General features: G+C 65.8%; 22 protein-coding genes. 10 read left to right on the top strand and 12 right to left on the bottom strand.

What is annotated here, in order from left to right; genetic code table 11:
- Positions 1 to 16: 16 nt before the first annotated feature.
- From typA to X268_RS33330, 5 genes are all read right to left on the bottom strand, one after another.
- Entirely contained in the window at positions 17 to 1,843 is a 1,827-nt protein-coding gene (typA, locus tag X268_RS33310) for a translational GTPase TypA (protein ID WP_128928871.1), read from the bottom strand.
- Positions 1,844 to 2,081: 238 nt separating this feature from the next.
- Complete coding sequence (locus X268_RS33315) at positions 2,082 to 2,366, bottom strand: hypothetical protein (protein ID WP_128928872.1); 285 nt, start codon at positions 2,364 to 2,366, stop codon at positions 2,082 to 2,084.
- On the bottom strand, positions 2,363 to 3,793 hold the full coding sequence (locus X268_RS33320; protein WP_128928873.1) for a radical SAM protein: 1,431 nt from the start codon (positions 3,791 to 3,793) through the stop codon (positions 2,363 to 2,365). Before X268_RS33320 ends, X268_RS33315 begins: the two co-directional genes overlap by 4 nt.
- Positions 3,774 to 4,490, bottom strand: coding sequence for a prolipoprotein diacylglyceryl transferase family protein (locus X268_RS33325; RefSeq protein WP_128928874.1), 717 nt, complete (start codon positions 4,488 to 4,490; stop codon positions 3,774 to 3,776). The genes X268_RS33320 and X268_RS33325 overlap by 20 nt, the downstream gene beginning before the upstream one ends.
- A 77-nt stretch (positions 4,491 to 4,567) precedes the next feature.
- Positions 4,568 to 5,332, bottom strand: a complete 765-nt coding sequence (locus X268_RS33330; protein WP_128928875.1) for a Crp/Fnr family transcriptional regulator — start codon at positions 5,330 to 5,332, stop codon at positions 4,568 to 4,570.
- A 177-nt stretch (positions 5,333 to 5,509) separates the two neighbouring features.
- Between X268_RS33330 and X268_RS33335 the strand changes: the two genes are divergently transcribed.
- Positions 5,510 to 5,893 carry a response regulator gene (locus X268_RS33335; protein WP_128928876.1) on the top strand — a complete coding sequence of 128 codons (384 nt, stop codon included), beginning with the start codon at positions 5,510 to 5,512 and terminating at the stop codon, positions 5,891 to 5,893.
- A gap of 44 nt (positions 5,894 to 5,937) precedes the next feature.
- On the opposite strand, the gene X268_RS33340 is transcribed toward X268_RS33335, so the two are convergent.
- On the bottom strand, positions 5,938 to 7,479 hold the full coding sequence (locus X268_RS33340; protein ID WP_128928877.1) for an alkaline phosphatase D family protein: 1,542 nt from the start codon (positions 7,477 to 7,479) through the stop codon (positions 5,938 to 5,940).
- A 118-nt stretch (positions 7,480 to 7,597) separates the two neighbouring features.
- Positions 7,598 to 9,043: a TAXI family TRAP transporter solute-binding subunit gene (locus X268_RS33345; RefSeq protein WP_128928878.1), complete on the bottom strand. Its 1,446-nt coding sequence runs from the start codon at positions 9,041 to 9,043 to the stop codon at positions 7,598 to 7,600.
- Between the two features lie 151 nt (positions 9,044 to 9,194).
- On the opposite strand from X268_RS33345, the gene X268_RS33350 reads away from it, so the two are divergent.
- Positions 9,195 to 9,485 (top strand): 4a-hydroxytetrahydrobiopterin dehydratase, encoded by a 291-nt coding sequence (locus X268_RS33350; protein WP_128928879.1) that lies wholly within the window; start codon positions 9,195 to 9,197, stop codon positions 9,483 to 9,485.
- Between the two features lie 96 nt (positions 9,486 to 9,581).
- Positions 9,582 to 9,968 carry a YkvA family protein gene (locus tag X268_RS33355; protein WP_128928880.1) on the top strand — a complete coding sequence of 129 codons (387 nt, stop codon included), beginning with the start codon at positions 9,582 to 9,584 and terminating at the stop codon, positions 9,966 to 9,968.
- A 166-nt stretch (positions 9,969 to 10,134) separates the two neighbouring features.
- On the opposite strand, the gene X268_RS33360 is transcribed toward X268_RS33355, so the two are convergent.
- The gene (locus X268_RS33360) at positions 10,135 to 11,109 is read right to left on the bottom strand and encodes an NADPH:quinone oxidoreductase family protein (protein ID WP_128928881.1); all 975 of its coding nucleotides are present in this window, start codon (positions 11,107 to 11,109) and stop codon (positions 10,135 to 10,137) included.
- A 223-nt stretch (positions 11,110 to 11,332) separates the two neighbouring features.
- Here X268_RS33360 and X268_RS33365 point away from each other — a divergent pair, with 223 nt between their 5' ends.
- The 6 genes from X268_RS33365 to argG all read left to right on the top strand — a co-directional run bounded on the left by X268_RS33365 (position 11,333) and on the right by argG (position 17,419).
- Positions 11,333 to 12,172: an SDR family oxidoreductase gene (locus X268_RS33365; protein WP_128928882.1), complete on the top strand. Its 840-nt coding sequence runs from the start codon at positions 11,333 to 11,335 to the stop codon at positions 12,170 to 12,172.
- Between the two features lie 116 nt (positions 12,173 to 12,288).
- A complete protein-coding gene (locus X268_RS33370) occupies positions 12,289 to 12,951 on the top strand; it encodes an invasion associated locus B family protein (protein WP_128928883.1) in 663 nt (220 codons plus the stop codon).
- Between the two features lie 181 nt (positions 12,952 to 13,132).
- A complete protein-coding gene (gene rlmN / locus X268_RS33375) occupies positions 13,133 to 14,335 on the top strand; it encodes a dual-specificity RNA methyltransferase RlmN (RefSeq protein ID WP_128928884.1) in 1,203 nt (400 codons plus the stop codon).
- A gap of 166 nt (positions 14,336 to 14,501) precedes the next feature.
- The gene (locus tag X268_RS33380) at positions 14,502 to 14,996 is read left to right on the top strand and encodes a hypothetical protein (RefSeq protein ID WP_128928885.1); all 495 of its coding nucleotides are present in this window, start codon (positions 14,502 to 14,504) and stop codon (positions 14,994 to 14,996) included.
- 214 nt (positions 14,997 to 15,210) lie between these two features.
- The gene (locus X268_RS33385; RefSeq protein WP_128928886.1) at positions 15,211 to 15,987 is read left to right on the top strand and encodes a phosphatase PAP2 family protein; all 777 of its coding nucleotides are present in this window, start codon (positions 15,211 to 15,213) and stop codon (positions 15,985 to 15,987) included.
- 94 nt (positions 15,988 to 16,081) lie between these two features.
- Entirely contained in the window at positions 16,082 to 17,419 is a 1,338-nt protein-coding gene (gene argG / locus X268_RS33390; RefSeq protein ID WP_128928887.1) for an argininosuccinate synthase, read from the top strand.
- Positions 17,420 to 17,516: 97 nt separating this feature from the next.
- On the opposite strand, the gene X268_RS40140 is transcribed toward argG, so the two are convergent.
- On the bottom strand, positions 17,517 to 18,569 hold the full coding sequence (locus X268_RS40140) for an OmpA family protein (RefSeq protein WP_245477724.1): 1,053 nt from the start codon (positions 18,567 to 18,569) through the stop codon (positions 17,517 to 17,519).
- Between the two features lie 568 nt (positions 18,570 to 19,137).
- Between X268_RS40140 and X268_RS40145 the strand changes: the two genes are divergently transcribed.
- Positions 19,138 to 19,701 (top strand): hypothetical protein, encoded by a 564-nt coding sequence (locus X268_RS40145; protein ID WP_245478014.1) that lies wholly within the window; start codon positions 19,138 to 19,140, stop codon positions 19,699 to 19,701.
- A gap of 184 nt (positions 19,702 to 19,885) precedes the next feature.
- Here X268_RS40145 and X268_RS33400 read toward each other — a convergent pair whose 3' ends face one another.
- The 3 genes from X268_RS33400 to X268_RS33410 all read right to left on the bottom strand — a co-directional run bounded on the left by X268_RS33400 (position 19,886) and on the right by X268_RS33410 (position 21,447).
- Positions 19,886 to 20,128 carry a hypothetical protein gene (locus X268_RS33400; RefSeq protein ID WP_164938060.1) on the bottom strand — a complete coding sequence of 81 codons (243 nt, stop codon included), beginning with the start codon at positions 20,126 to 20,128 and terminating at the stop codon, positions 19,886 to 19,888.
- 83 nt (positions 20,129 to 20,211) lie between these two features.
- The gene (locus tag X268_RS33405) at positions 20,212 to 20,598 is read right to left on the bottom strand and encodes a VOC family protein (RefSeq protein WP_128928889.1); all 387 of its coding nucleotides are present in this window, start codon (positions 20,596 to 20,598) and stop codon (positions 20,212 to 20,214) included.
- Positions 20,599 to 20,622: 24 nt separating this feature from the next.
- Positions 20,623 to 21,447: an FkbM family methyltransferase gene (locus X268_RS33410; protein ID WP_164938061.1), complete on the bottom strand. Its 825-nt coding sequence runs from the start codon at positions 21,445 to 21,447 to the stop codon at positions 20,623 to 20,625.
- Positions 21,448 to 21,554: the final 107 nt, after the last annotated feature.

Below are 21,554 nucleotides of genomic sequence, written 5' to 3' on the forward strand. Positions count from 1 at the left end.
AGTGTGTGCCGCGGCCTTACGCCACCGCTTCCTTGGCCTTTTCGGCGCGCTTGCGCTCGTTCGGGTCGAGGTGCTTCTTGCGCAGGCGGATCGACTTCGGGGTGACCTCGACGAGCTCGTCGTCCTCGATATAGGCGAGCGCCTTTTCCAGGGTCATGCGGATCGGCGGGGTCAGGCGCACGGCTTCGTCCTTCGAGGTCGTGCGGATGTTGGTGAGCTGCTTGCCCTTGAGCACGTTGATCTCGAGGTCGTTGTCGCGGGTGTGCTCGCCGACGATCATGCCGCGATAAACCTTCCAGCCCGGCTCGATCATCATCGGGCCGCGGTCTTCCAGCTTGAACATGGCGTAGGCCACCGCTTCGCCCTGGTCATTGGAGATCAGGACGCCGTTGCGGCGGCCCTGGATCTCGCCCTTGTACGGCGCATAGCCGTGGAACAGGCGGTTCATGATCGCGGTGCCGCGGGTGTCGGTGAGCAGTTCGCCCTGGTAGCCGATCAGGCCGCGGGTCGGCGCGTAGAACACCAGGCGCTGACGGTTGCCGCCCGAGGGCTTCATCTCGATCAGCTCGGATTTGCGCTCGCTCATCTTCTGCACGACGACGCCGGAATGCTCCTCGTCGACGTCGATGACGACCTCCTCGATCGGCTCCATGGTGGCGCCGGTCGCTTCGTCCTTCTGGTAGACGACGCGCGGACGCGACACCGAGAGCTCAAAACCCTCGCGGCGCATGGTTTCGATCAGGATCGCGAGCTGCAATTCGCCGCGGCCGGACACCTCCATCGCGTCCTTGTCAGCGGATTCGACCACGCGCAGCGCGACGTTGCCCTCGGCCTCGCGCAACAGACGGTCGCGGATCATGCGGCTGGTCACCTTGTCGCCTTCAGTGCCGGCGAGCGGGGAGTTGTTGACGATGAACGACATCGACACGGTCGGCGGGTCGATCGGCTGCGCCGGCAACGGCACCTCGACGCTCGGATCGCAGAAGGTGTCGGCGACGGTGCCCTTGGTCAGGCCCGCGATGGCGACGATGTCGCCGGCTTCGGCCTCGTCGAGCGGCGTGCGCTCGAGGCCACGGAAGGCCAGGATCTTGGTGATGCGCCCGGTCTCGACCAGCTTGCCCTCGGCGTTCAGCACCTTGACCTGCTGGTTCGGCTTGAGCACGCCGGAGGAGATGCGGCCCGTGATGATGCGGCCGAGATAGGGATTGGCCTCGAGGATCGTGCCGATCATGCGGAACGGACCTTCCTCGACCTTCGGCGGGGCGACGTGGCGCAGGATCAGGTCGAACAGCGGCTCCATGCCCTTGTCCTGCGGACCTTCGGGGCTATCCGCCATCCAGCCCTGCTTGGCCGACCCGTACAGGATCGGGAAGTCGAGCTGCTCCTCGCTGGCGTCGAGCGCCGCGAACAGGTCGAACACCTCGTTGATGACCTCGGTCGGGCGCGCGTCGGGGCGGTCGACCTTGTTGATGACGACGATCGGCTTGAGGCCGACCTTGAGCGCCTTGGACACCACGAATTTGGTCTGTGGCAGCGGGCCTTCGGCGGCGTCGACCAGCACCAGGGCGCCGTCCACCATGTTCAGGATGCGCTCGACCTCACCGCCGAAATCGGCGTGGCCGGGGGTGTCGACGATATTGATGCGGGTGTCTTTCCACTGCACCGAGGCAGCCTTGGCCAGGATGGTGATGCCGCGCTCGCGCTCCAGATCGTTGGAGTCCATGGCGCGATCGGTCACCTTCTGGTTTTCGCGGAACGTGCCGGACTGCTGCAGGAGTTTGTCGACCAGGGTCGTCTTGCCGTGGTCGACGTGGGCGATGATGGCGACGTTACGAAGGTTCATGAGTGAGCTTCTTTGCGGTCGAACAATGGGTTAAGCGCGATCTCGCCGGTCGGACCGGGACCTCTTCTCGAAACAACGCTGGAAGACTGGAAACAGGGCGCTTTGCGCCCAAAAAGGAAGCCCGGCCATATCGACCGGGCACCCTATGCGTTGCGGCGCAATATATGCAAAAACCGCCAAAAAACAATGCGTTCTTTGGGCCTTGGTTGACTGAATTTTGCCCGGGAATCTGCGGGGCTTAGCTCCCGTTCCGGGCTCGTGGGGCCTTTCGCCCCATGATGGCGGCCCAGATCAAGACGACGCCTCCGATGCCGATGACCAGTCCCAGAAAGACCAACGACGCGACGTCGGAGGGGATCTGGCCACCCTCGACCACCGACATTCCGCCGAACAGGAGCGCACAGAGACCCGGCAGCAGCATGAAGATCCCGGCGATCGCCATCAGCGCGGTCAAGCAGCCGCTGCGCTTTTCCGCTGGAGGAGGCGGCGGTCCCGGGGGCGGTGGTGGGTCGCTGATGCTCATGCCTGCATGACTCCTCCGGTCGCCTGCACAGCCAGCGCGGCGCGGATGCCGTCGATCTTGCCGTTGCGGTAGAACAGATTGTAGGTGTCGAACGGAATGATCGCCCCTTGCTCCGTGACGAAATGGATGCAGCTGCGCTTGACGTTGCCGACGCAGAAATTGAAGCGGTCGAGAAACTGCACGATGGTGACGCGGAAGACGTTCTCGTAGGAGAGGCCCTCCGGCACCTCGAAGCTTGGCAGGCAGCACAAGAGCTCGCAGACGCGGTCGGACGTATTGAGCGGCCCCGACGAGAGCGAGAACAGATCGACGAACTTCTCCCGCAGCACCGGATATTTCTCCGGGCTGATGGTGTTGGGCATCACCGCGACGAGCTGCTCCTGCGGGATCAGTGAGGTCAGCGGCAGCACCTTCTCGCCGCTGCGCAGGCCGTAGCCGATCGAGATGCTCTCGGGATTGCAGGGCAGCGGAATCATGTCCTTGTCGCCGAACACGCCGGTCTCGATCACGCGCTTGCGGATCTCCGACAGCATGATGCGGTCGGTGTTCTCAGCGAAATTCTCGTTGCGGCCGGCATCCTGCACCGGCTGCAGCGTGACGCCGCGCACGCATGTCCAGGTCAGTGCATGGCGGACGATGTCGCCGATCTCGGTATCGTTGACGCCGCGCTTGATGGTCGCGACCAGCGTGGTCGACACGCCGTAATGCTCGAGATTTTCCAGCGCCTGCTGGCGGATTTTTCGTAAATCCGCGCCGCGCAGGTTGATCAGCGCGTCGCGCTGCAGCGAATCGAACTGGAGATAGACCTCCAGCCCGCGCCGGTTCTCGGCCAGCCGCGCCACGAAATCCTTTTCGCGGGCGATGCGCAGGCCGTTGGTGTTGATCATGACGTGGCGGATCGGACGGGCGCGCACGGCGTCGAGGATCTCGAAGAAATCCGGATGCAGCGTCGGCTCCCCGCCGGAGATCTGAACGAGATCGGGCTCGCCCTCGCTTGCGACCAGCGCGTCCAGCATCCTCTCGACCTTCGCAAGCGGGGTGAATTTGGTACGCGCGGGCGAGGATTCGGCGAAGCATACCGGGCAGGTGAGATTGCAATGCTCGGTGATCTCGATCAGCGCCAGGCAGGAATGCTGTTCGTGGTCGCCGCACAGGCCGCAATCATAGGGGCAGCCGAATTCCGTGCGCTGCTGGAACTGCAGCGGCCGGTCGCCGGGCTTGATGAAATCCTTGCAAAGGCGCCAATACGCCGCATCCGTCGACACCAGCGTCGACTGGACGCCGTGCTCTCTGCAGCGCTTTTCGTACCAGACTTCGTTGCCGTGAATCTGGATCTTGGTCGGCACCAGCTTCAGGCAGGTCTCGCAAAGAGACTGGGTCTGGCCCCAGAAAATATAGGGACGCGACTTACGCAACGGCGCGTTCATGCACGGGTCTCGCTTTGGGCGCGGTGGCCAGCATGACGCTGGCGTAGAGCAGGATGGACAGCGACAGCAGGTGAAACAGGGTGAAGGGACCGATCAGCGTGCCGTAGGGCTTGAGGAATTCCCACAGGAAGCGTTGCGCTCCATAGTAGACAAGAACCAGGTAGAAACCATTGGTGATCACAACGGCGTTCTGGTTCACGACGGCCAGCACATAGATGAGGGCGAATACAGCCATTGCCGCGCTTTCGTACAGCTGCACGGGATGGCGCAGAATGCCGTCGCCGAAATCATGGGCCCAGGGAAGCGCCGTCGGTGTGCCGTAAGTGAAATCGTCGAGGCCCGCGAAGTAGCAGCCGAGCCGGCCGATCGCGATGCCGATCGCCAGCGGCAGCGCAAAACGGGCACCGGTTCGCGCGGTGATTCCTGCGGACCATTTGTAGAGCTCGATCGCCACGATGCCGCCGGCGATTGCGCCCTCGACCGAGCGCGCGATGCCGCTCTGCCCCGACAGCCACAGATTGGCGGAGCCGGACAGATAGGCGCCGAGACCCGCCCCGAACACCAGCGCAGCGACGTAGGGCATTTCGAAGGATTGCGCCGGAAACTGCAGACGCTGTCGCGACAGCCACCAGACGGCGGCGGCCGCCGCCAGCCACGCCAGGATGTCGAAGATGGTGTGAAGCAAAGCCCCGCTCATGCGGGAGATCTTAGCCCAGGTTCCGGCCGTGGGGGATAGCGCGCCCGCTCCTTCTCCCCCGCGGGCGAGGAGGATCGCTACCCCGCCTCCCGCTCCTCGGTCGGGTAGACGCCGCGCAGCACCTCCTCGAAGTGCATCTTCACGGCGTCGTTGCACAGGCAGGCGCGCAGCTTCAGGCCATCGCGGTTGCGGACCAGAATCGAGCCGCGCCGCGTGTCGAGCACGCCTTCGGCCCTGAACGATTGCAGCACGCGGCTCGCATAGCTGCGCCCGACCCCGAGCAGCGTCGCGAGCTGCTCATGCGTCAGCGGCACGCTGCTCTCGTCGCCGGTCCGCTCCATCGCCGCGAGAATCCATTTGGCGGTCCGTTGCTCGATCGAATGGATCGCATTGCAGGCGGTGGACTGGAAGATCTGCGCCAGCATGCAATCGGCATAGCGGGCAAAGATGTTGCGGAGCGAGGCCGAGCGCAGCTTGGCCGCTTCCAGCTTGGCGACGTGAATGCGCGCGAACGGCCCGCCGAATTTCACGCAGATCCGGGTGTAGGCCGGCAGGAAGCCCTCGCTGACGATGCCGCCCACCGCGCCTTCGCGGCCGACCAGGATGGTTTCGACGTCGCGGCCGTCCTCGTTGGGGACCAGAAAGGTCGCAAGCGCCGGTCCGCAGGGGAAGTGGACGACCTGGACATCGTCACCGGGATTGTAGAGCAAGTGGTTGGCTGCGGCGTTATCGACGGCCACGTGTGGTGCAAGCAGGGCATAGTCGGCCTGGCTCAAGCGTCGCAACAGATTGTTGGCCGGCCGGGTCTCGACCTCGATCGTCTTGGCGATGCGCGCATCCATCGTGAACTCCATCCTCCTCCCACCCTAACGAGTTCCGTCCACCGTTTGTGTGCACAAGTGGACAGACTGGAGAACGGCAATGTGGTGGGTTTCGTTCCGGGAACCCTCCGATGCGCTGCGCGCAGGCATCGTGTCGCGGCAGTCCTGATCCGAAACCCCCCCACTCAAGATGTGATCATGGCACCCCTAGTTCCCAATGGCGCAGGCTGGCCGGCCGACGTTTTGATCGTCGAAGACGACCCGATCATCGCGATCGATTTCGAGGACCGTCTGCTCGGGTTTGGCGTGACGGGGGTGCGGACTGTCGGATCGGTGGTCCAGGCGCTGGACGCCATTGCGAAGCGCGCGCCCGACTTCGCGCTGCTCGACGTCGAGCTGATCCGCGAGACCAGCTTTGCGATCGCCGAGCGGCTGCTCGCGCTGAAGATCCCGTTCGTCTTCGTCACCGGCTATGGCGCCGAGGCGCGCATTCCGCCCGAATGGGCGAGCCAGCCGCGGCTGCAGAAGCCGTGCTCGAGCGAGGCGCTGGAGGCGGTGCTAAAGCTGCGCGGCGCTAGCTAGCTCAACCGTGGCGCATCGATTCCCAATTCATCCGGCTTGAGCCATCAGGACGGCTTCGGATCGAGCGTGGTCGACCACAGCGCGACGTCGGCGCGGTCGCGCAAGGTCACCGTCATCTGGCCCGAGGCGCCGTCGATCTTGACGTGACCGAAGAACTGCATGCCGGCGGAGGGCGGCAGGTTCTGGCTGTCCTTGCCTGGCGCCTTGACGAAGCGCACCTCGGGTCCAAAGGTGTTGTCGAGCGTGTTCGGGCCGAACGTGCCGGCATGCAGCGGGCCCGACACGAATTCCCAGAACGGTTCGAACTCCTGGAATTGTGCCTTGTTCGGATCGTAATAATGCGCGGCGGCATAGTGCACGTCGGCGGTCAGCCACACCGTGTTGCTGATCGGCGCCATCTTGATGAAGCGCAGGATATCGGCGATTTCGAACTCGCGGCCGCGCACCGGGCCGTCGCCTTGCGCAAATGCTTCCGAGCCGCCTTTCGGCGTGTCCGATACGACGAGACTGAGCGGCATGTCGGAAGCGATCACTTTCCAGGTCGCGCGCGAATTCAGCAGGCCACGCTTGAGCCAGGCGATCTGGTCCGGACCGAGGAAATAGCTGGCGGGGCCGTACGCGGTTTCGAGATTGGGGCCGTTCGGGCCGCGATAGCTGCGCTCGTCGAGCATGAACACGTCGAGATGCGGGCCGTAGGAGATCTGGCGATAGACCCGGCCGGGCTCGTTGATGCTCTCGCGCAGCGGATACATCTCATGGAAGGCGCGTGCGCCGCGCGCGGCGAGCAGCGCGATGTCGCGCACCTTGTAGGCGGCCGGCAACTCCTTCGACAGCGACCAGTTGTTGGTCACCTCGTGGTCGTCCCACTGCACGAAGATCGGCACCTCGGCATTGAAGGCGCGGAGATTGTCGTCGGTGAGATTGTATTTGTGCGCGGCGCGAAACTCGTCCAGCGTCTCGGCGACCTTGGCCTTCTCGGGGATGGTGACGTTCTTCCAGATCTTGCCGTCTGCGAGCTTCACCTCGGATGCAATCGGGCCGTCGGCATAGATGGTGTCGCCGGAATGCAGGAAGAAGTCCGGCCGGTGCTTGCGCATCGTGGAGAAGGTGAACATGCCGCCGTCATCCGGATTGATGCCCCAGCCCTGGCCCGCGACGTCTCCGCCCCAGACGAAGCTGACGTCGCGGCGGTCGGCCGGCGCGGTGCGGAAGCGGCCGACGACCGGCTCGCCCTCGACGGCGCTGTGCGAGAGATCGCGGAAGCGGACGCGGTAGAAGATGTCCTGGCCGCCCGGCAGGTTCTCCAGCAGCATCTTTGCGGTGAAATCGCTCTCGGGGAGCGCGGCGATCGGCGGCAGCGCGCGGGCATCCTTGAACGTATCGGTCGTCGCCACCTCGACCAGCATCTGCGCGGGCCGGTCGGTGCGCGCCCACACCACGCCGCCGCTGGCGGTGACGTCGCCCGACTGGACGCCATGCGTGACCGCCGGCCGATCGGTCGCGCGCGACAGATAGGGCATCGCAATCGTGCCGAGCGCGCCGGCGCCGGTGGCGAGGAAGCGGCGGCGGGACAATCTGATGTTCATGAAGATGGCTCCGCGCTCGCAGAAGGGCACGTCATCCGGGTTCGCGCGTCGCGCGCTCCGGAATGACGGCGCAAGCTATATTGAGGCAATGTGACGCAGCAATAACGCGCGCACGGGCTTATGCACTGCCCGCGGCCCGGAACTGCGCGCTCGCGCGTTGCAGGTTCTGCGGCAGGCTGAACAGCACCGCCTTGCGGTCGGCGACGGCGGAGTGGAACTGGTCCAGCGCGATGTTGAAGGCGGTGAGCGAGCCCTCTTCGATCGCGCCATGATCGAAGCAGCGCAGCGTATCGCGCAGAATCTCGTCGGCCTCGGCCTGCATCTGGTCGAGCTCTTCGGTCGTCTCGCACTTGCGCGCTGTCGCGATCATGTCCAGCAGCCGCTCGCGCAGATGGCTGTTGGTGTCGCGCTCGTCCTTCTTCAGATAGCCCGCGAACCAGGCGCCGATCGAGCCCATGGCGGAGAGCGCCATCAGGCCCCACCAGATGTAATCGCTGTATTTGTCGAGGAAGGTCTTTTCCTCGCCGTCGACGAAGGCGGCCGCGCCGGGATGCACCGGGATCACCGCATCCTTGTCGGTGTCGGGCGTTTCGATCTTTGCCGCGAGCGGGAATTCCGTCACCAATTGCTGGCGCACGGCGAACAGCTGGCGCGTGAACGCCGCAATGGTGGTTTCGGACACGCCTTTGCGCGCCACGATGTGGTGGGCGAAGCTGATGGTCTTGACCTCGTCCTCCGGGCGAGCAGGCGAGCCGCCATAGGTGCCCGCGGGAATCTCGGACGCTTCGTAGATCGGATGGTTCTGCGCGATCGCGTCCGCCGAATCGATCGCGATGAAGTTGGGCGCGCCGAAATCCTTGATGGAGGCGGCGATCGCGTCCGCCGTGATCTTGCTGTTGACGGGACCGGCCGCGAGATAAACGTCGGCCCTCTGGGCCTTGATGGCCTCGGCGGCCTCGTTGGCGGGGAATTGCACGATCTCGACCTTGGCGGGATCAACGTTGTATTGCTGCAGGATCACCTTGAGCAGATTCACATTGGCCTGGGTGCGGCCGACCACGCCGACGCGATGGCCGGCGAGCTGCGAGATCTTGGTGATCTTCGGGCCCCGCTTCTTGCCCTTGCCCGGGACGGACCACAGCACCACGACGTTCTTGCGCAGGGTCGCGACCGCTTGCGCGTTCTTGGGAACGTCGACGTCGCCCCGCACGATGGCGAGATCGACCTTGCCCTCGGCGAGCGCCTCCGCGCTGGCGGTGGCCCCATCGGTCTGGATCGGCCGCAACCGCACCTGGCCCTTGCTCTGCGTGAAGGCCTGCGTCAGCGCCTGCACGACCTTGACGTCATCGCTGTTGGCCGGACCGACCGCGATCTTCAGCGTCACCGGCCGCATCGCGAAGTAATAGCCACCGGCGAGCGCGCCGACGATTGCCAGCACGAAGGCAAGGGACACCAGCGCCGTCTTCCGCGCCGCGGATCGCGGCGAAGGCGGAGGGGGCGCTTCGGCCAGGTCCAATCCCCCGGTCATCGTTCTCCCAAACAGGCGCTTCAGGCTCAGTTTCATCTTGGCCGGCGATTTACGCCTGCAATTGTAGCAAATTTCTTGTCCGGCGGGGTTACATCTCCGTCATGGTTAGCGGATGGCGGGAATCCCGTATGAACCCGGGCCTTTGCACGGTGTTAGGGTAAAGTTCCCCTGAAGGACGGAGGCGGCCATGGCAGAACGGCTCTCGGCGGAGGCGCGCAGGCAGGCGCTCGGCGGACTACCTGGCTGGAGCGAGGTTCAGGGCCGGGACGCCATCGGGAAGACCTTTATCTTCAAGGATTTCAACGAGGCGTTCGGCTTCATGAGCCGCGTCGCGCTGGCCGCCGAGAAGATGGATCACCACCCCGAATGGCGCAACGTCTACAAGACCGTGGAGGTGGTGCTGTCGACCCACGACGCCGGCGGGGGCACGGCGCTCGACGTCGCGCTGGCCAAGACGATGAACGCGATCGCCGGCTGAGGCCGGCCGGCGTCTTGCAGGGATCGGCCACATCCCCATCTTGTGATCAGCCCGGGATCGGTGATCCGCCCGCGCTGAACGGGGAGTTTGTCGAACATGGCTGGCGAACACAGCGTCGGTTTCGAGCCGGCTGATCGGCTCGCGGAAGATCGCGAGAGCGTGCGCCGCCGCTTCTGGCGCAAGCTGAAGCGCGTCGCCGCGCATCTGCCATTCGCCGAAGATCTGCTGGCCGCTTATTACTGCGCATTCGACCGGCAGACCCCGCGCCATGTCCAGGCCGCGCTGCTGGGCGCGATCGCCTATTTCATCCTGCCATTCGACTTCGTCGCCGACGTGATGCCGATCCTCGGCTTCGCCGACGACGCGGCCGTGCTCGCCACCGCCATTCGCATGGTCGCCGGTCACATCACGAATGAGCACCGCGAAGCCGCCCGCGCCGTGCTGAAGCGTGGGGTGGATGAGATGGAAGAAGAAGCGGCGTAGCAGGCGGTCCCAACCGCACCCATCGCTGTCGTGCCCCCGACCTGGGCATCCAGTACGCCGCGGCCTCTCGGTCCAATCACTGCACTCTCTGGAATACTGGATCGCCCGGTCGAAGCCGGGCGATGACAGTTGAGTGTGTCAAGCCGTCTCGCGATTGCACGCAGCCTCACGGATGCAGGATCACCTTGCCCATAGCCTGGCGTCCCGCCAGAACCTTCAACGCATCCGCGGTCTGCGCCAGCGGGAAGGTACGATCGACATGCGACGAAATCTTTCCTTCCGCGGTCCACTTCACGAGCTTCTCGAGATTGGCGCGGTTCTTGGCCGGGTTGAGCCGGGTCCAGGCGCCCCAGAACACACCGCGGATGTCGCAGCCCTTTAGCAGCGCGAGGTTCAGCGGCATCTTCGGAATGTCGCCGGCGGCAAAGCCGATGACGAGGAAGCGGCCTTCCCAGGCGATCGAGCGCAGCGCCGCTTCCGCGTAAGCACCACCGACGGGATCGAAGATGATGTCGACGCCCTTGCCGCCGGTGAGCTTGCGCAGACCTTCCTTCAGGTCTTCCTTGGCGTAGTTCAGCGTCAGCTCGGCGCCATGGGCTTTGGCGAATTCGAGCTTCTCGTCCGACGAGGCGCAGGCGATCACCTTCAACCCCATCAGCTTGCCGAGCTCGCACGCGGCGAGGCCCGTGCCGCCGGCCGCACCCAGCACCGCGAGCGTCTCGCCCGGTTTCGGGCTGGCGCGATCCTCTAGCGCATGCAGCGCGGTGCCGTAGATGATGATGATGCCGGCCGCGCGGTCGTAATCGAGATTGTCGGGAATCTTCACGATCGAGGCTGCCGGCAGCGCGATCTTCTCGCGCGCACCGTTATGTCCGCAGGACGCGACGACGCGGTCGCCGACCTTCAGATCGGTCACGCCGGGGCCGATGCTCTCGATCACGCCCGCGACTTCCGCGGCCGGCGAGAACGGAAACGGCGGCTTGATCTGGTATTTGCCCTGAATCATCAGGATGTCGAAGAAGTTCAGCGCCGCGGCCTTGATCGCGATCACCGCTTCGCCCGGACCCGCCACCGGATCCGGCACGTCGGCGAGCACGAGATCATCGGGCTGGCAATATTGCGAACAGAGGATGGCTTTCATGAAGGCACCTGGGCGTTTCGGGTGAATTATAGTTGGGTCGTTTCTGCCGGATTTAGTAACAGGCGACAATCGGGATTCTTTGCTGGCCGTTCTGTTCGGCCTATCCTCACGTCATTGCGAGCGCAGCGAAGCAATCCAGAGTCCGTCCTGCGGAAATAGTCTGGGCGGCTTCCTCGCTTCGCTTCTCGCAATGACCATCTCCGCGGAGATAAGGATTCAAACGATGTTTGAAACAAGCCTGCTCAGGGACAAGCGCATCCTCGTCACCGGCGGCGGCTCGGGCCTGGGGGCCGCGATGGGACGCCGTTTTCTAAACCTCGGCGCCGAGCTCGTGATCTGCGGCCGCAAGCGCGACCGGTTGGAAGCAACGGCGGCGGAGATGCGCGAACAGAGCGGCGGCAAGGTCACGACGATGGCGTGCGACATCCGCGACGGTGCCGCGGTCGACGACATGATGGATCGGATCTGGCGTGAGGCGCCGCTCGATATCCTCGTCAACAACGCTGCCGCGACTTTCATCGCACAGAGCGAGCACCTCTCGTTCCGCGCCGCGGATGCGATCCTGGCCCCGACGCTGCACGGCGCGATGTATTGCACGCTTGCCGCCGGCAGGCGCTGGATCGAGAACAAGCATGGCGGCGTCGTGCTCTCGATCCTCTCGACATCCACCATCACCGGCCGCGCCTTCACCGTGCCGTCGGCGATGGCGAAATCGGCGCTGCTGGCGATGACCAAAAGTCTCGCCGTGGAATGGGGGCCGAAGGGCATCCGCACCGTCGCCATCGCGCCGGGTCCGTTCCCGACCGCGGGAGCGTCGGGGCAGCTCCGCCCCCAAGGCCGTGACGAAGGCTGGACCGCGCGCAATCCCCTCGGCCGGACCGGAGCGCACAGCGAGCTGGCCGACCTCGCCGGCTTCCTGGTCTCGGATCGCGCCGGCTACATCAATGGCGAGATGGTCGTCATCGACGGTGGCGCGCATTTGCGCAGTTCCGGCGCCGAGGATCTGCTCGGCTGGACCGAGGCGCAATGGGCCGCCCAGCGTGCCGCGCGATCCAAGGTCTAGTCGGCAACGATACCGCTAACTGCCTTCCCAAATTGGACTTTCCCGGCTATCCCTGCCCGGGGACAAAGCGCGGCCGGGCCATCTTCCAGTCACAATATTGAGGGAACCACTCCAGCATGTGGCGGGGGCTGATTTTAGCTTTGATGACTGGTGTGGCGGCCGGGGGAATCGCCGTTTCTGCGCGGGCGCAGACGGCGCAACCGGCGCCCAAATCCAATCCAAAGGAGTCTGCATCGAAACCGGCTGCGCCGACACCTCATACGACTGCGAAGCCGGCGGCAAAGCCGGAGAGCAAACCGGCGGGCCCCGCCGCGGCAGTTGCAGGCGGCGCGGAGCCGACCCTGATCGGTCAGTTCGGCACCTGGGGCGCCTATTCGGCGACGCCCAACGGCAAGAAGGTCTGCTTCGCGCTGGCCAAGCCGTCGTCGTCGAAGACCAATCCGCCGAACCGGCCTCGCGATCCCGCCTATGCCTTCGTCTCGACCCGGCCGGCCGAGAAGGTGAACAACGAGGTCTCGGTGATGATCGGCTACGCGCTGAAGCCGGGCTCGGAATCCTCCATCGAGGTCGGCGGTGCCTCCTTCGCGATGTACACGCAAGGCGACGGGCTCTGGATCAAGAACGCGGCCGAGGAGGAGCGGATGGTCGAAGCCATGCGCAAATCCGCCGATCTCGTGGTCAAGGGCGTCTCGGCCAAGGGCACGGAGACGACCGACACGTTTTCGCTGAAGGGCCTCGCCCAGGCGCTGGACAAGATCGCCCAGGACTGCAGGCGGTAACGCCTAGTCGTTAAGGCTGAGGGCCATGAGGTCGCAATCGGCGCTTCCGATTGCTATATAAGGCCGGTTCCAGATTTCTTCCGTCATTCCGGGCGATGCGCAGCATCGAACCCGGAGTCTCGAGGTTCCGGGTTCAGCTCTTCGAGCTGCCCCGGAACGACCACAGCAATTAGGCCGATAGATGCACCCCACGACCGAGCCGCACAACGCAACATTGGTGGAGAAGACTCCCCTCGAAACCTATGTGCCGCCGGCAAAGCCGTCGCTGATCGGCCTGTCGCGCAGCGAGCTCGCCGATCGTCTCGGCGAGATCGGCGTCGCGCCGGCGCAGCGCAAGATGCGGGTGCAGCAGCTGTGGCACTGGCTCTATTTCCGCGGCGCCCAGAGCTTCGACGACATGACCTCGATCTCGAAGGGCATCCGCGCCGATCTCGCCCAGAATTTCACGGTCGACCGTCCCGAAGTCGTGGCCGAGCAAATCTCCAATGACGGCACCCGCAAATGGCTGCTGCGGCTGCCGAGCGGCGACAACGTGGAGAAGGCGCATGAAGTCGAGTGCGTCTACATCCCCGAGACCGATCGCGGCACGCTCTGCGTCTCCTCGCAGGTCGGCTGCACGCTGAACTGCGCCTTCTGCCACACCGGCACGCAACGTCTGGTGCGCAACCTCACCGCCGGCGAGATCGTCGGCCAGGTCATGGTCGCGCGCGATCGCCTCAACGACTGGGCCGATCGCGAGGATGGTACGCGCCGCGTCACCAACATCGTGATGATGGGCATGGGCGAGCCGCTCTACAATTTCGACGCGGTGCGCGACGCGCTCTTGATCGTCGGCGACAATGAAGGCATCGGCATCTCCCGCCGCCGCATCACGCTGTCGACCTCGGGCGTGGTGCCAAACATCGTCCGCGCCGGCGACGAGATCGGCGTCATGCTTGCGATCTCGCTGCATGCGGTGCGCGACGAGCTGCGCAACGAGCTGGTGCCGCTCAACCGCAAATATCCGATCAAGGAGCTGCTGCAGGCCTGCCGCGACTATCCCGGCGCCTCGAACGCGCGCCGCATCACCTTCGAATATGTGATGCTCAAGGGCGTCAACGATTCGCTCGACGATGCAAAACTGCTGGTGAAGATGCTCAAGGGTATTCCCGCCAAGATCAACCTGATCCCGTTCAATCCCTGGCCCGGCACCGCCTATGAATGCTCGGACTGGGACCAGATCGAGAAATTCTCCGAATACATCTTCAATGCCGGCTATTCCTCGCCGGTGCGCACCCCGCGCGGCCGCGACATCCTCGCCGCCTGCGGCCAGCTCAAGTCGGAGACCGAAAAGCTCTCGGCGCGCGAACGCCAGGCGCTGCGCGCCATGGCGATGACGGATTAAGGATGACAACGTCCTCGATGCTCGTCATGGCCGGGCTTGACCCGGCCATCTGCGTCTGTGGACTGTCATTCCGGGACGCGCGAAGCGCGAACCCGGAATCTCGAGATTCCGGGTTCCGTGCTGCGCACCGCCCCGGAATGACAGTGATCATCATCAGATCCCTCAGATGTCCCTGATCGGCCGCCTCATCGTCATCTTCGTCGGCTTTCTTGCCGCCTGCTTCGTCGGCGGCATGATCGTCGTCGTCGCGCTGCTGTTTCCGGAGTTTTCCGATCTCGGTGCCGGTCCGGTCGATCAGGGCACGATCGACATCCTGCTCGGCTTCGGCTTCATCTTCGTCTCGGGTTTTGCGCTGGTGCCGGCGGCGGTGATTGTCGCGATCACCGAGGCGCTCTACATCCGCAGCGCGCTGGCCTATGCCGTCGGTGGCGGCCTCGTCGGGCTGGCCTGCTATCTCGGCCTCGTCCCGTTCCACTCCGACACGTTGCAGTTCGAAGGCATCGTCCGGCGTCACCTGGAGATCATGACCGGCGCGGGCATCGTTGCCGGCGTCGTCTACTGGCTGATCGCCGGCCGTAACGCCGGCGCCTGGCGGATTCCGCCGCGCCCAGGCAAGCCGCCTCCGCCGCTGCCGTCGAATTCACGGCCGGATGCGCGGTGAGTTTCTTACCGTCCCCTGGAGGGGGAGGGTCGATCGCGCATAGCGCGAGCGGGGTGGGGTGCCAGACTATCCGCGATAGCGGTGCGCGTGGCTTCACCCCACCTCGGTTCGCATTTCGCTTCGCTACATGCGAACCGATCCTCCCCCTCCAGGGGAGGATGGGCACCGCCGGTTGGGGTTTCCATCCCGTTTCCACTCCGCTAAACCGCGCGCCATGAACCGGACTGGACTCTTCATCGCCCTGGCGTTGTGGCTCGTGATCGGCGTCGTTTTTGGCCTCTATCCCGAGCTCGATCTCAAGCTCGCGTCGCTGTTCTTCGACCCCGAGACGAAGACGTTTCCGCTCAAGCTGAACGACTGGGCGGGCTTTGCGCGTGATGCCGCGATGTGGGTCGCCTGGGCCTTCGTGCTGCCGTCGCTCGTGGCGCTGGTGGTCAAGATGATCAGGCCGGACCGGCCGCTGATGGTGTCGGGACGCGCGATCGTGTTCCTGCTGGCCACGATCATCCTGTCGGCCGGCATCCTGACCAATCTCACCTTCAAGACCTATTGGGGCCGGCCGCGTCCGGTGGTGGTGACCGAGTTCGCCGGCGACCAGCAGTTCGTGCCGTGGTGGGATCCGCGCGGCGGCTGCGCGCGCAACTGCTCGTTCTTCTCGGGCGAGGGCGCGACCGCGTTCTGGACGCTGGCGCCGGCCGCGCTGGCGCCGCCGGCATGGCGGCCGCTCGCCTATGCCGCAGCCGTGATTTTTGGGGCCGTCACCAGCGGGCTGCGCATGGCCTTCGGCGGGCACTTCTTCACCGACGTCTCGATCGCCGGCCTCGTGACTTTCGTCGTGATCTGGTTCGCCTACGCAGCTATTTACCGCTGGCCGCGGACGCGGTTTTCGGACGAGGCGGTCGATGCCGCCTTGACCCGGCTGAACATGCCCGCCTACCGGCTCCGCCAGCGCCTGTTCGGCCGCAAGACCAGCCCCGAGCCGTCGGTTTAAGCCATTAAATGCGTGCCGACGCTCGCGAAATTTGATATTCGCGCGGTCAAGTTCGCAACCATCATCAGCCCCTTGAGACCCGATTGGAAGCCCCATGACCACGATCCTGAAAAGCCTGCCCAAGGGTGAGAAAGTCGGCATCGCTTTTTCGGGCGGCCTCGATACCTCTGCCGCGCTGCTCTGGATGAAGCAGAAGGGCGCGCGCTGCTACGCCTACACCGCCAATCTCGGCCAGCCCGACGAGGCCGACTACAACGAGATCCCGCGCAAGGCGATGGAGTTCGGCGCCGAGAAGGCGCGCCTCGTCGATTGCCGCCCCCAGCTGGTCCATGAAGGCATCGCCGCGATCCAGTCCGGCGCCTTCCATATCTCGACCGGTGGCATCACCTATTTCAACACCACGCCGCTCGGGCGCGCCGTCACCGGCACGATGCTGGTCGCGGCGATGAAGGAAGACGGCGTCAACATCTGGGGCGACGGCTCGACCTTCAAGGGCAACGATATCGAGCGCTTCTACCGCTACGGCCTGCTCACCAATCCCGGCCTGAAGATCTACAAGCCCTGGCTCGACCAGCAGTTCATCGACGAGCTCGGCGGCCGCGCCGAGATGTCGGCGTTCATGACGGCGCAAGGCTTCGCCTACAAGATGAGCGCCGAGAAGGCCTACTCGACCGACAGCAATCTGCTCGGCGCCACCCACGAAGCCAAGGATCTCGAGAGCCTCGACAGCGGCATCAAGATCGTCAATCCGATCATGGGCGTGCCGTTCTGGCGCGACGATTGCGCGGTGAAGGCAGAGAAGGTCGTGGTGCGTTTCGAGGAAGGACAGCCGACCGCGCTGAACGGCCAGACCTTCTCCGATCCCGTCGCGCTGTTCCTCGAAGCCAACGCGATCGGCGGCCGGCATGGTCTCGGCATGAGCGACCAGATCGAGAACCGCATCATCGAGGCCAAGAGCCGCGGCATCTACGAGGCGCCGGGCATGGCGCTGCTGCACATCGCCTATGAACGTCTCGTTACGGGCATCCACAACGAGGACACCATCGAGCAGTACCGCATCAGCGGCATGCGCCTGGGACGCCTGCTCTATCAGGGCCGTTGGTTCGACTCGCAGGCCCTGATGCTGCGCGAAACCGCACAGCGCTGGGTCGCGCGCGCTGTCACCGGCGAGGTGACGCTGGAGCTGCGCCGCGGCAACGACTATTCGATCCTCGACACCGAGAGCCCGAACCTGACCTATGCGCCGGAGCGGCTCAGCATGGAGAAGGTCGAGGACGCCGCGTTCACGCCGGCCGACCGCATCGGCCAGCTCACCATGCGCAACCTCGACATCGCCGACACCCGCACCAAGCTCGGTCTCTATTCAAAGACAGGTTTGCTGTCGGGCAGCGAAGGCTCGCAGATCTTCCGGCTCGAGAGCGACAAGGGCTAACCACCCTGCGACGGTGCGATGTGCCGCAACGTCGTGCGTAACAACCAAAACAAGAATGGCCGGGATCGCTCCCGGCCATTTGCGTTTGTGCGTGCTGTTACCGCGGCGGCGCGGTGCCGGGCGGTGGCGGCGGCAGCGAGGCCTGGCCGCCGTTGAGCAGCGGCGTGATGCGGCGGATCGTGACGCGCCGGTTGATCCGGCTCGGCCCCTGCGTCTGCTCCTTCAGGTACTGCTCGCCGTAGCCCTGCGACGTCAGGTTTTCCGCGGGCACATTGAACTGCTGCGTCAGCAATTCGGCCGCGGACTGCGCACGGCGGTCCGACAGCGACAGATTGTCGACCTCGTTGCCGACCGCGTCGGTGTGTCCCTCGATCAGGAACACCTCGCGCGGGTTGCGCTGGATCGCCTGGTTGAGGCCGTCGGCGATCACCTGCAGCCGGGCCGCCTGGTCCGGCGGGATGGTCCACGATCCCGTCTCGAAGTTGATCGTGTTGACGTCGATGCTCGGCATCTGCATGCGAACATTGGGGCTGTAGCGAATCTCGTCGAGCGAGTAGCGCCGATCGATCCGCTGCACCGGCGGTGCCCGCATCGTCTCGTAGATCACGTCCGGCGACGCCTCCTCGGCGTCGACGATGTAGCGATCATAGGGAATGTTCACGACCGGCGGCGGCACGTCGACATAGAAGCCGCCGACCGACCGCGGATCGCGGTAGCTGTTGTCGATGATGACGATCTCGCGCCCGCCGGGGTCCCTGCGGATTCGTCGCAGCAGCGAGCCGTCCGGGCCGACCACGGTGATCACCTCGCTGCCGTCGGGACGGATCACGACGGTGCGGGTTTCGCCGCCGACGGTGTCGGTGCGGATGTCGCGGGCACCGTAGCGGAAGCGATAGAGATCGTTGCCGCGGACGTAGGCCTGTCCGCCGGGATCGCGGATGATGATGCGGTCCGGCTCGGTGTAGACGGTGCGGCCACCCTCAACGATCTCGCGCCGCTGGTTGTGCATATCGGCGATGGTCGCGCCGATCACGGCGCCGGCCACGACGCCCGCGCCGATCGCGAGCGGCGTCAGGTCACGCTGCGGCGGACGGGGCGGAGGCGGCAAGGGTGCTGCGACCGTCGGCGCGGCGCGGAAGGCCGGTGCCACCGTCGGCGGTCTGTATTGTGCCCGGTCGGGCGGCGGCGCTGCGGCCGCAGAGCCGGGGACGACCGTCGGAGCTGCAGCGCCGGCGGGAGGTGCCGGCGGCCGCGGCGGAGCGCCAGCTTGCGGTGACGCGGGCGGAGTTCCTGCGGCGGGCCCGCCAGCAGGAGGTGTTCCGCCCTGCCGTCCCGGTGCGGGTGTCGCGGTGCCGCCTGGAGCGGGCGTCGCCGTCGGAGCCGGCGTGGCTGTCGGGGCTGGTGTTGCGCCGGCCGGGCCCGGGCGTCCGGACGGCGGGGGCGGAGCGCCGGCGCCTGGTGCCGGCGTGGCGGTCGGAGCGGGCGCGGCACCCGGGGCCGGCGATCCTGCAGCCGGAGGCGCGCCGGGACGTCCCGGCGGCGGCGCGCCGGGCGTGCTCCCCGGTGCGGGTGTCGCGGTCGGGGCAGGCGTGGTGGTCGGCGCAGGCGCTCCCGGTCGCGCCGCCGGCGCGGCGGCCGAAGGGGAAGGAGACGGCGTTGCCGTGGGCGCTGGCGCGGGGCGTGCGGACGGAGCCGCTGCGGGGGCGGTGGAGGCGGAGGTGTTGGAGTCGGGCGAGCCGCTGGCGGCGGGGGCGTGGACGGGGTGTGCTGCTGCGGCGCCGCGGCGGGCGGCGGTGTCGGCGCCGGCCGGGCTGCAGGCGGCGCAGGAGGCGGCGGTGTCGGTGACGGCCGAGCTGCAGGGGGCGCCGGAGGCGGCGGTGTCGGGGCATGCTGCTGCGGAGCCGCAGCCGGCGGCGGCGAAGGCTGCTTCGGCGCGGCAGGCGGCGGGGGTGGCGGCGGCGGTGCCGGACGAGCTGCAGGTGGTGGCGGAGGCGGTGGCGGCGCTGCCGGCCGCGGCGGTGCGGCTGCCGGCGGGGGCGCGGCGGGCGGATGAGGCGGTGCAGCCGCGGGCGGCGGTGCGGTCGGGCGCGCGGGTGCGGCCGGCGGAGCGGCAGCGGGTCCCTTCGGCGGCTGCTTCGGTTTTCCGTCAGGGCCAGTCTCTTGTGGCTGGGCCTGCGCGACCACGAGCGGCGGCGCACCTTGCGCATGCGATGCGGTGTTTACGAATTGCATCGCGGTCAGAGCCGTCGTCGCGAGCAGCACGAAACGAAGATGGGTCATGATGGTGAACTTCCCCGGAAGGTTCTTTGACGAAGTGTTGGGATGAACGGCTATGCGTTAGGCCGGATTGTGGCGGGCGAAGCGATCGCGGCCCGATTTATTTCTGCACGGAAATCGACTCACTATGATGACGTTCATTGCGCATTCAGACGTGGGTTGCAATCGCCTCACATGTGATGCGCCGCCTCATTTGTGATTGCGCGGCGGCATCGCATCCGTCGCAGGATTGGGCGTCAGCGGACCGTTTGGCCCGCGCGACGGAATCTCGTCAGGCCTGCGGCCCGGCAGTTCGTCGGGCCGCGGTGCTTCGCCGGGCTCGTGTACCGGCGGCGTGATTTCAGGCTGCGGATTGCCGGGCGGAATTCCCGGCGGCGGCTCGGTCGGAGTACCTGGCGTCGAGGGCGGAATCTCGGGCGGTTCGATCGGCATCAGCATCATCGGGATCATTGTCCAGAGAACGATAACGACGATGCCGTGCCGATGTTCCGTTTCGCATCGTTTCGAAGCGTGCCCTACTCTGGCAGGTGGCAGACGGCCTCGATGTTGTGACCGTCAGGGTCGAGCACGAAGGCGCCGTAATAGTTCGGGTGATAATGCGGGCGGATGCCGGGCGGGCCATTGTCGCGTCCGCCGGCTGCGATCGCCGCCTTGTAGAAGGCGTCGACGGTGGCGCGGTCGCTGGCTGCGATCGCGATATGCACCGGCTTGTTCATGGCACCTTCCGCACCAAACCAGAAGTCCGGCTTGCCGTCGGCGCCAAAGCCTGCAGCGGACGCGTGGCCGGTCTGCTCCGCCGTGACTTCCATGATCAGGCCATAGCCGAGCGGCGCCAGCGCCTTGGCGTAGAACGCCTTCGCGCGTTCATAGTCGGAGACAGAAAAGCCCAAATGATCGATCATCGCTAGCCTCCGTTGTTGCTCCCGTCAGCGCGACAGGAACGTGTTGCTTCGCGTCTTGCGCAGGATCGCATAACCGCGTGCGACCATGTCGGCGATACAATCCTGCTGCCATTCGTTTTGTGACAGGTGCTCGATCACCACCGCGCGCGGCCACAGCGTTTGCGGCGCCTCGCGGAAGAAGCCGATCAGCACGCGATCCTCGAAACCTTCGACGTCGATCTTGAGCGAATCGACGCGTCCGACGCCGGCCTCCTCGAGGATGCGCGTCAGTCGCAGCGACGGCACCTTGATCGCCTCAGTGCTGGCCGTGCCGGTGACGACGTGGGTGGCGCCGAGATTGCCGCCGCCGCTCTCGATCATCAGCTCGCCGTCGCTGTCGCCGGCGGCCGCCTGCACCAGGCGGACCTGCGCAGCTTTCGACGCGGCGTGGTTGAAGGACAGCCGTCCGAACGTCAGCGGATGCGGCTCGATCGCGACCACCTTGCCGGTGCTGCCGACCTGTCGCGCCATCACCAGCGCAAACGTGCCGACATTGGCGCCGACGTCGACGAACACGCCGCCCGCGGGCGTGTGCTGGCGCAGGAAATCGAGCTCGTCGAGATTGTAATCGGGATTGAACAGCGCGCCGCGCTCGGTCGCGCTGCCCTGGTGATAGAGCCGGAACGAGGCGCCCTGGTATTGCACATCGACAGGGCCGCTACGCAGCAGGTTCACCAGCCGCGACATCCACGGACGGAATGCGCCGCGCTTCAGCCCGGATTGGCTCGCGAGGCGAATGATCGCGGCCTGCGCCGCGTTTGGCGCAAACGCGCCGAACGGCGCGGACGAAGGGGCGTTGTCGGTCGTCAAGCAGGCGGTCCTCGTTGCAGACGGCGCATGCATAGCCGGTTTTGCCGAGGACTCCAACGCTCCATCACCGATGTCGTCCGGGATCGGCGCGCGCTTAGGGCGCGCTT

The organism is Bradyrhizobium guangxiense (genome assembly GCF_004114915.1).
Taxonomy (GTDB): domain Bacteria; phylum Pseudomonadota; class Alphaproteobacteria; order Rhizobiales; family Xanthobacteraceae; genus Bradyrhizobium; species Bradyrhizobium guangxiense.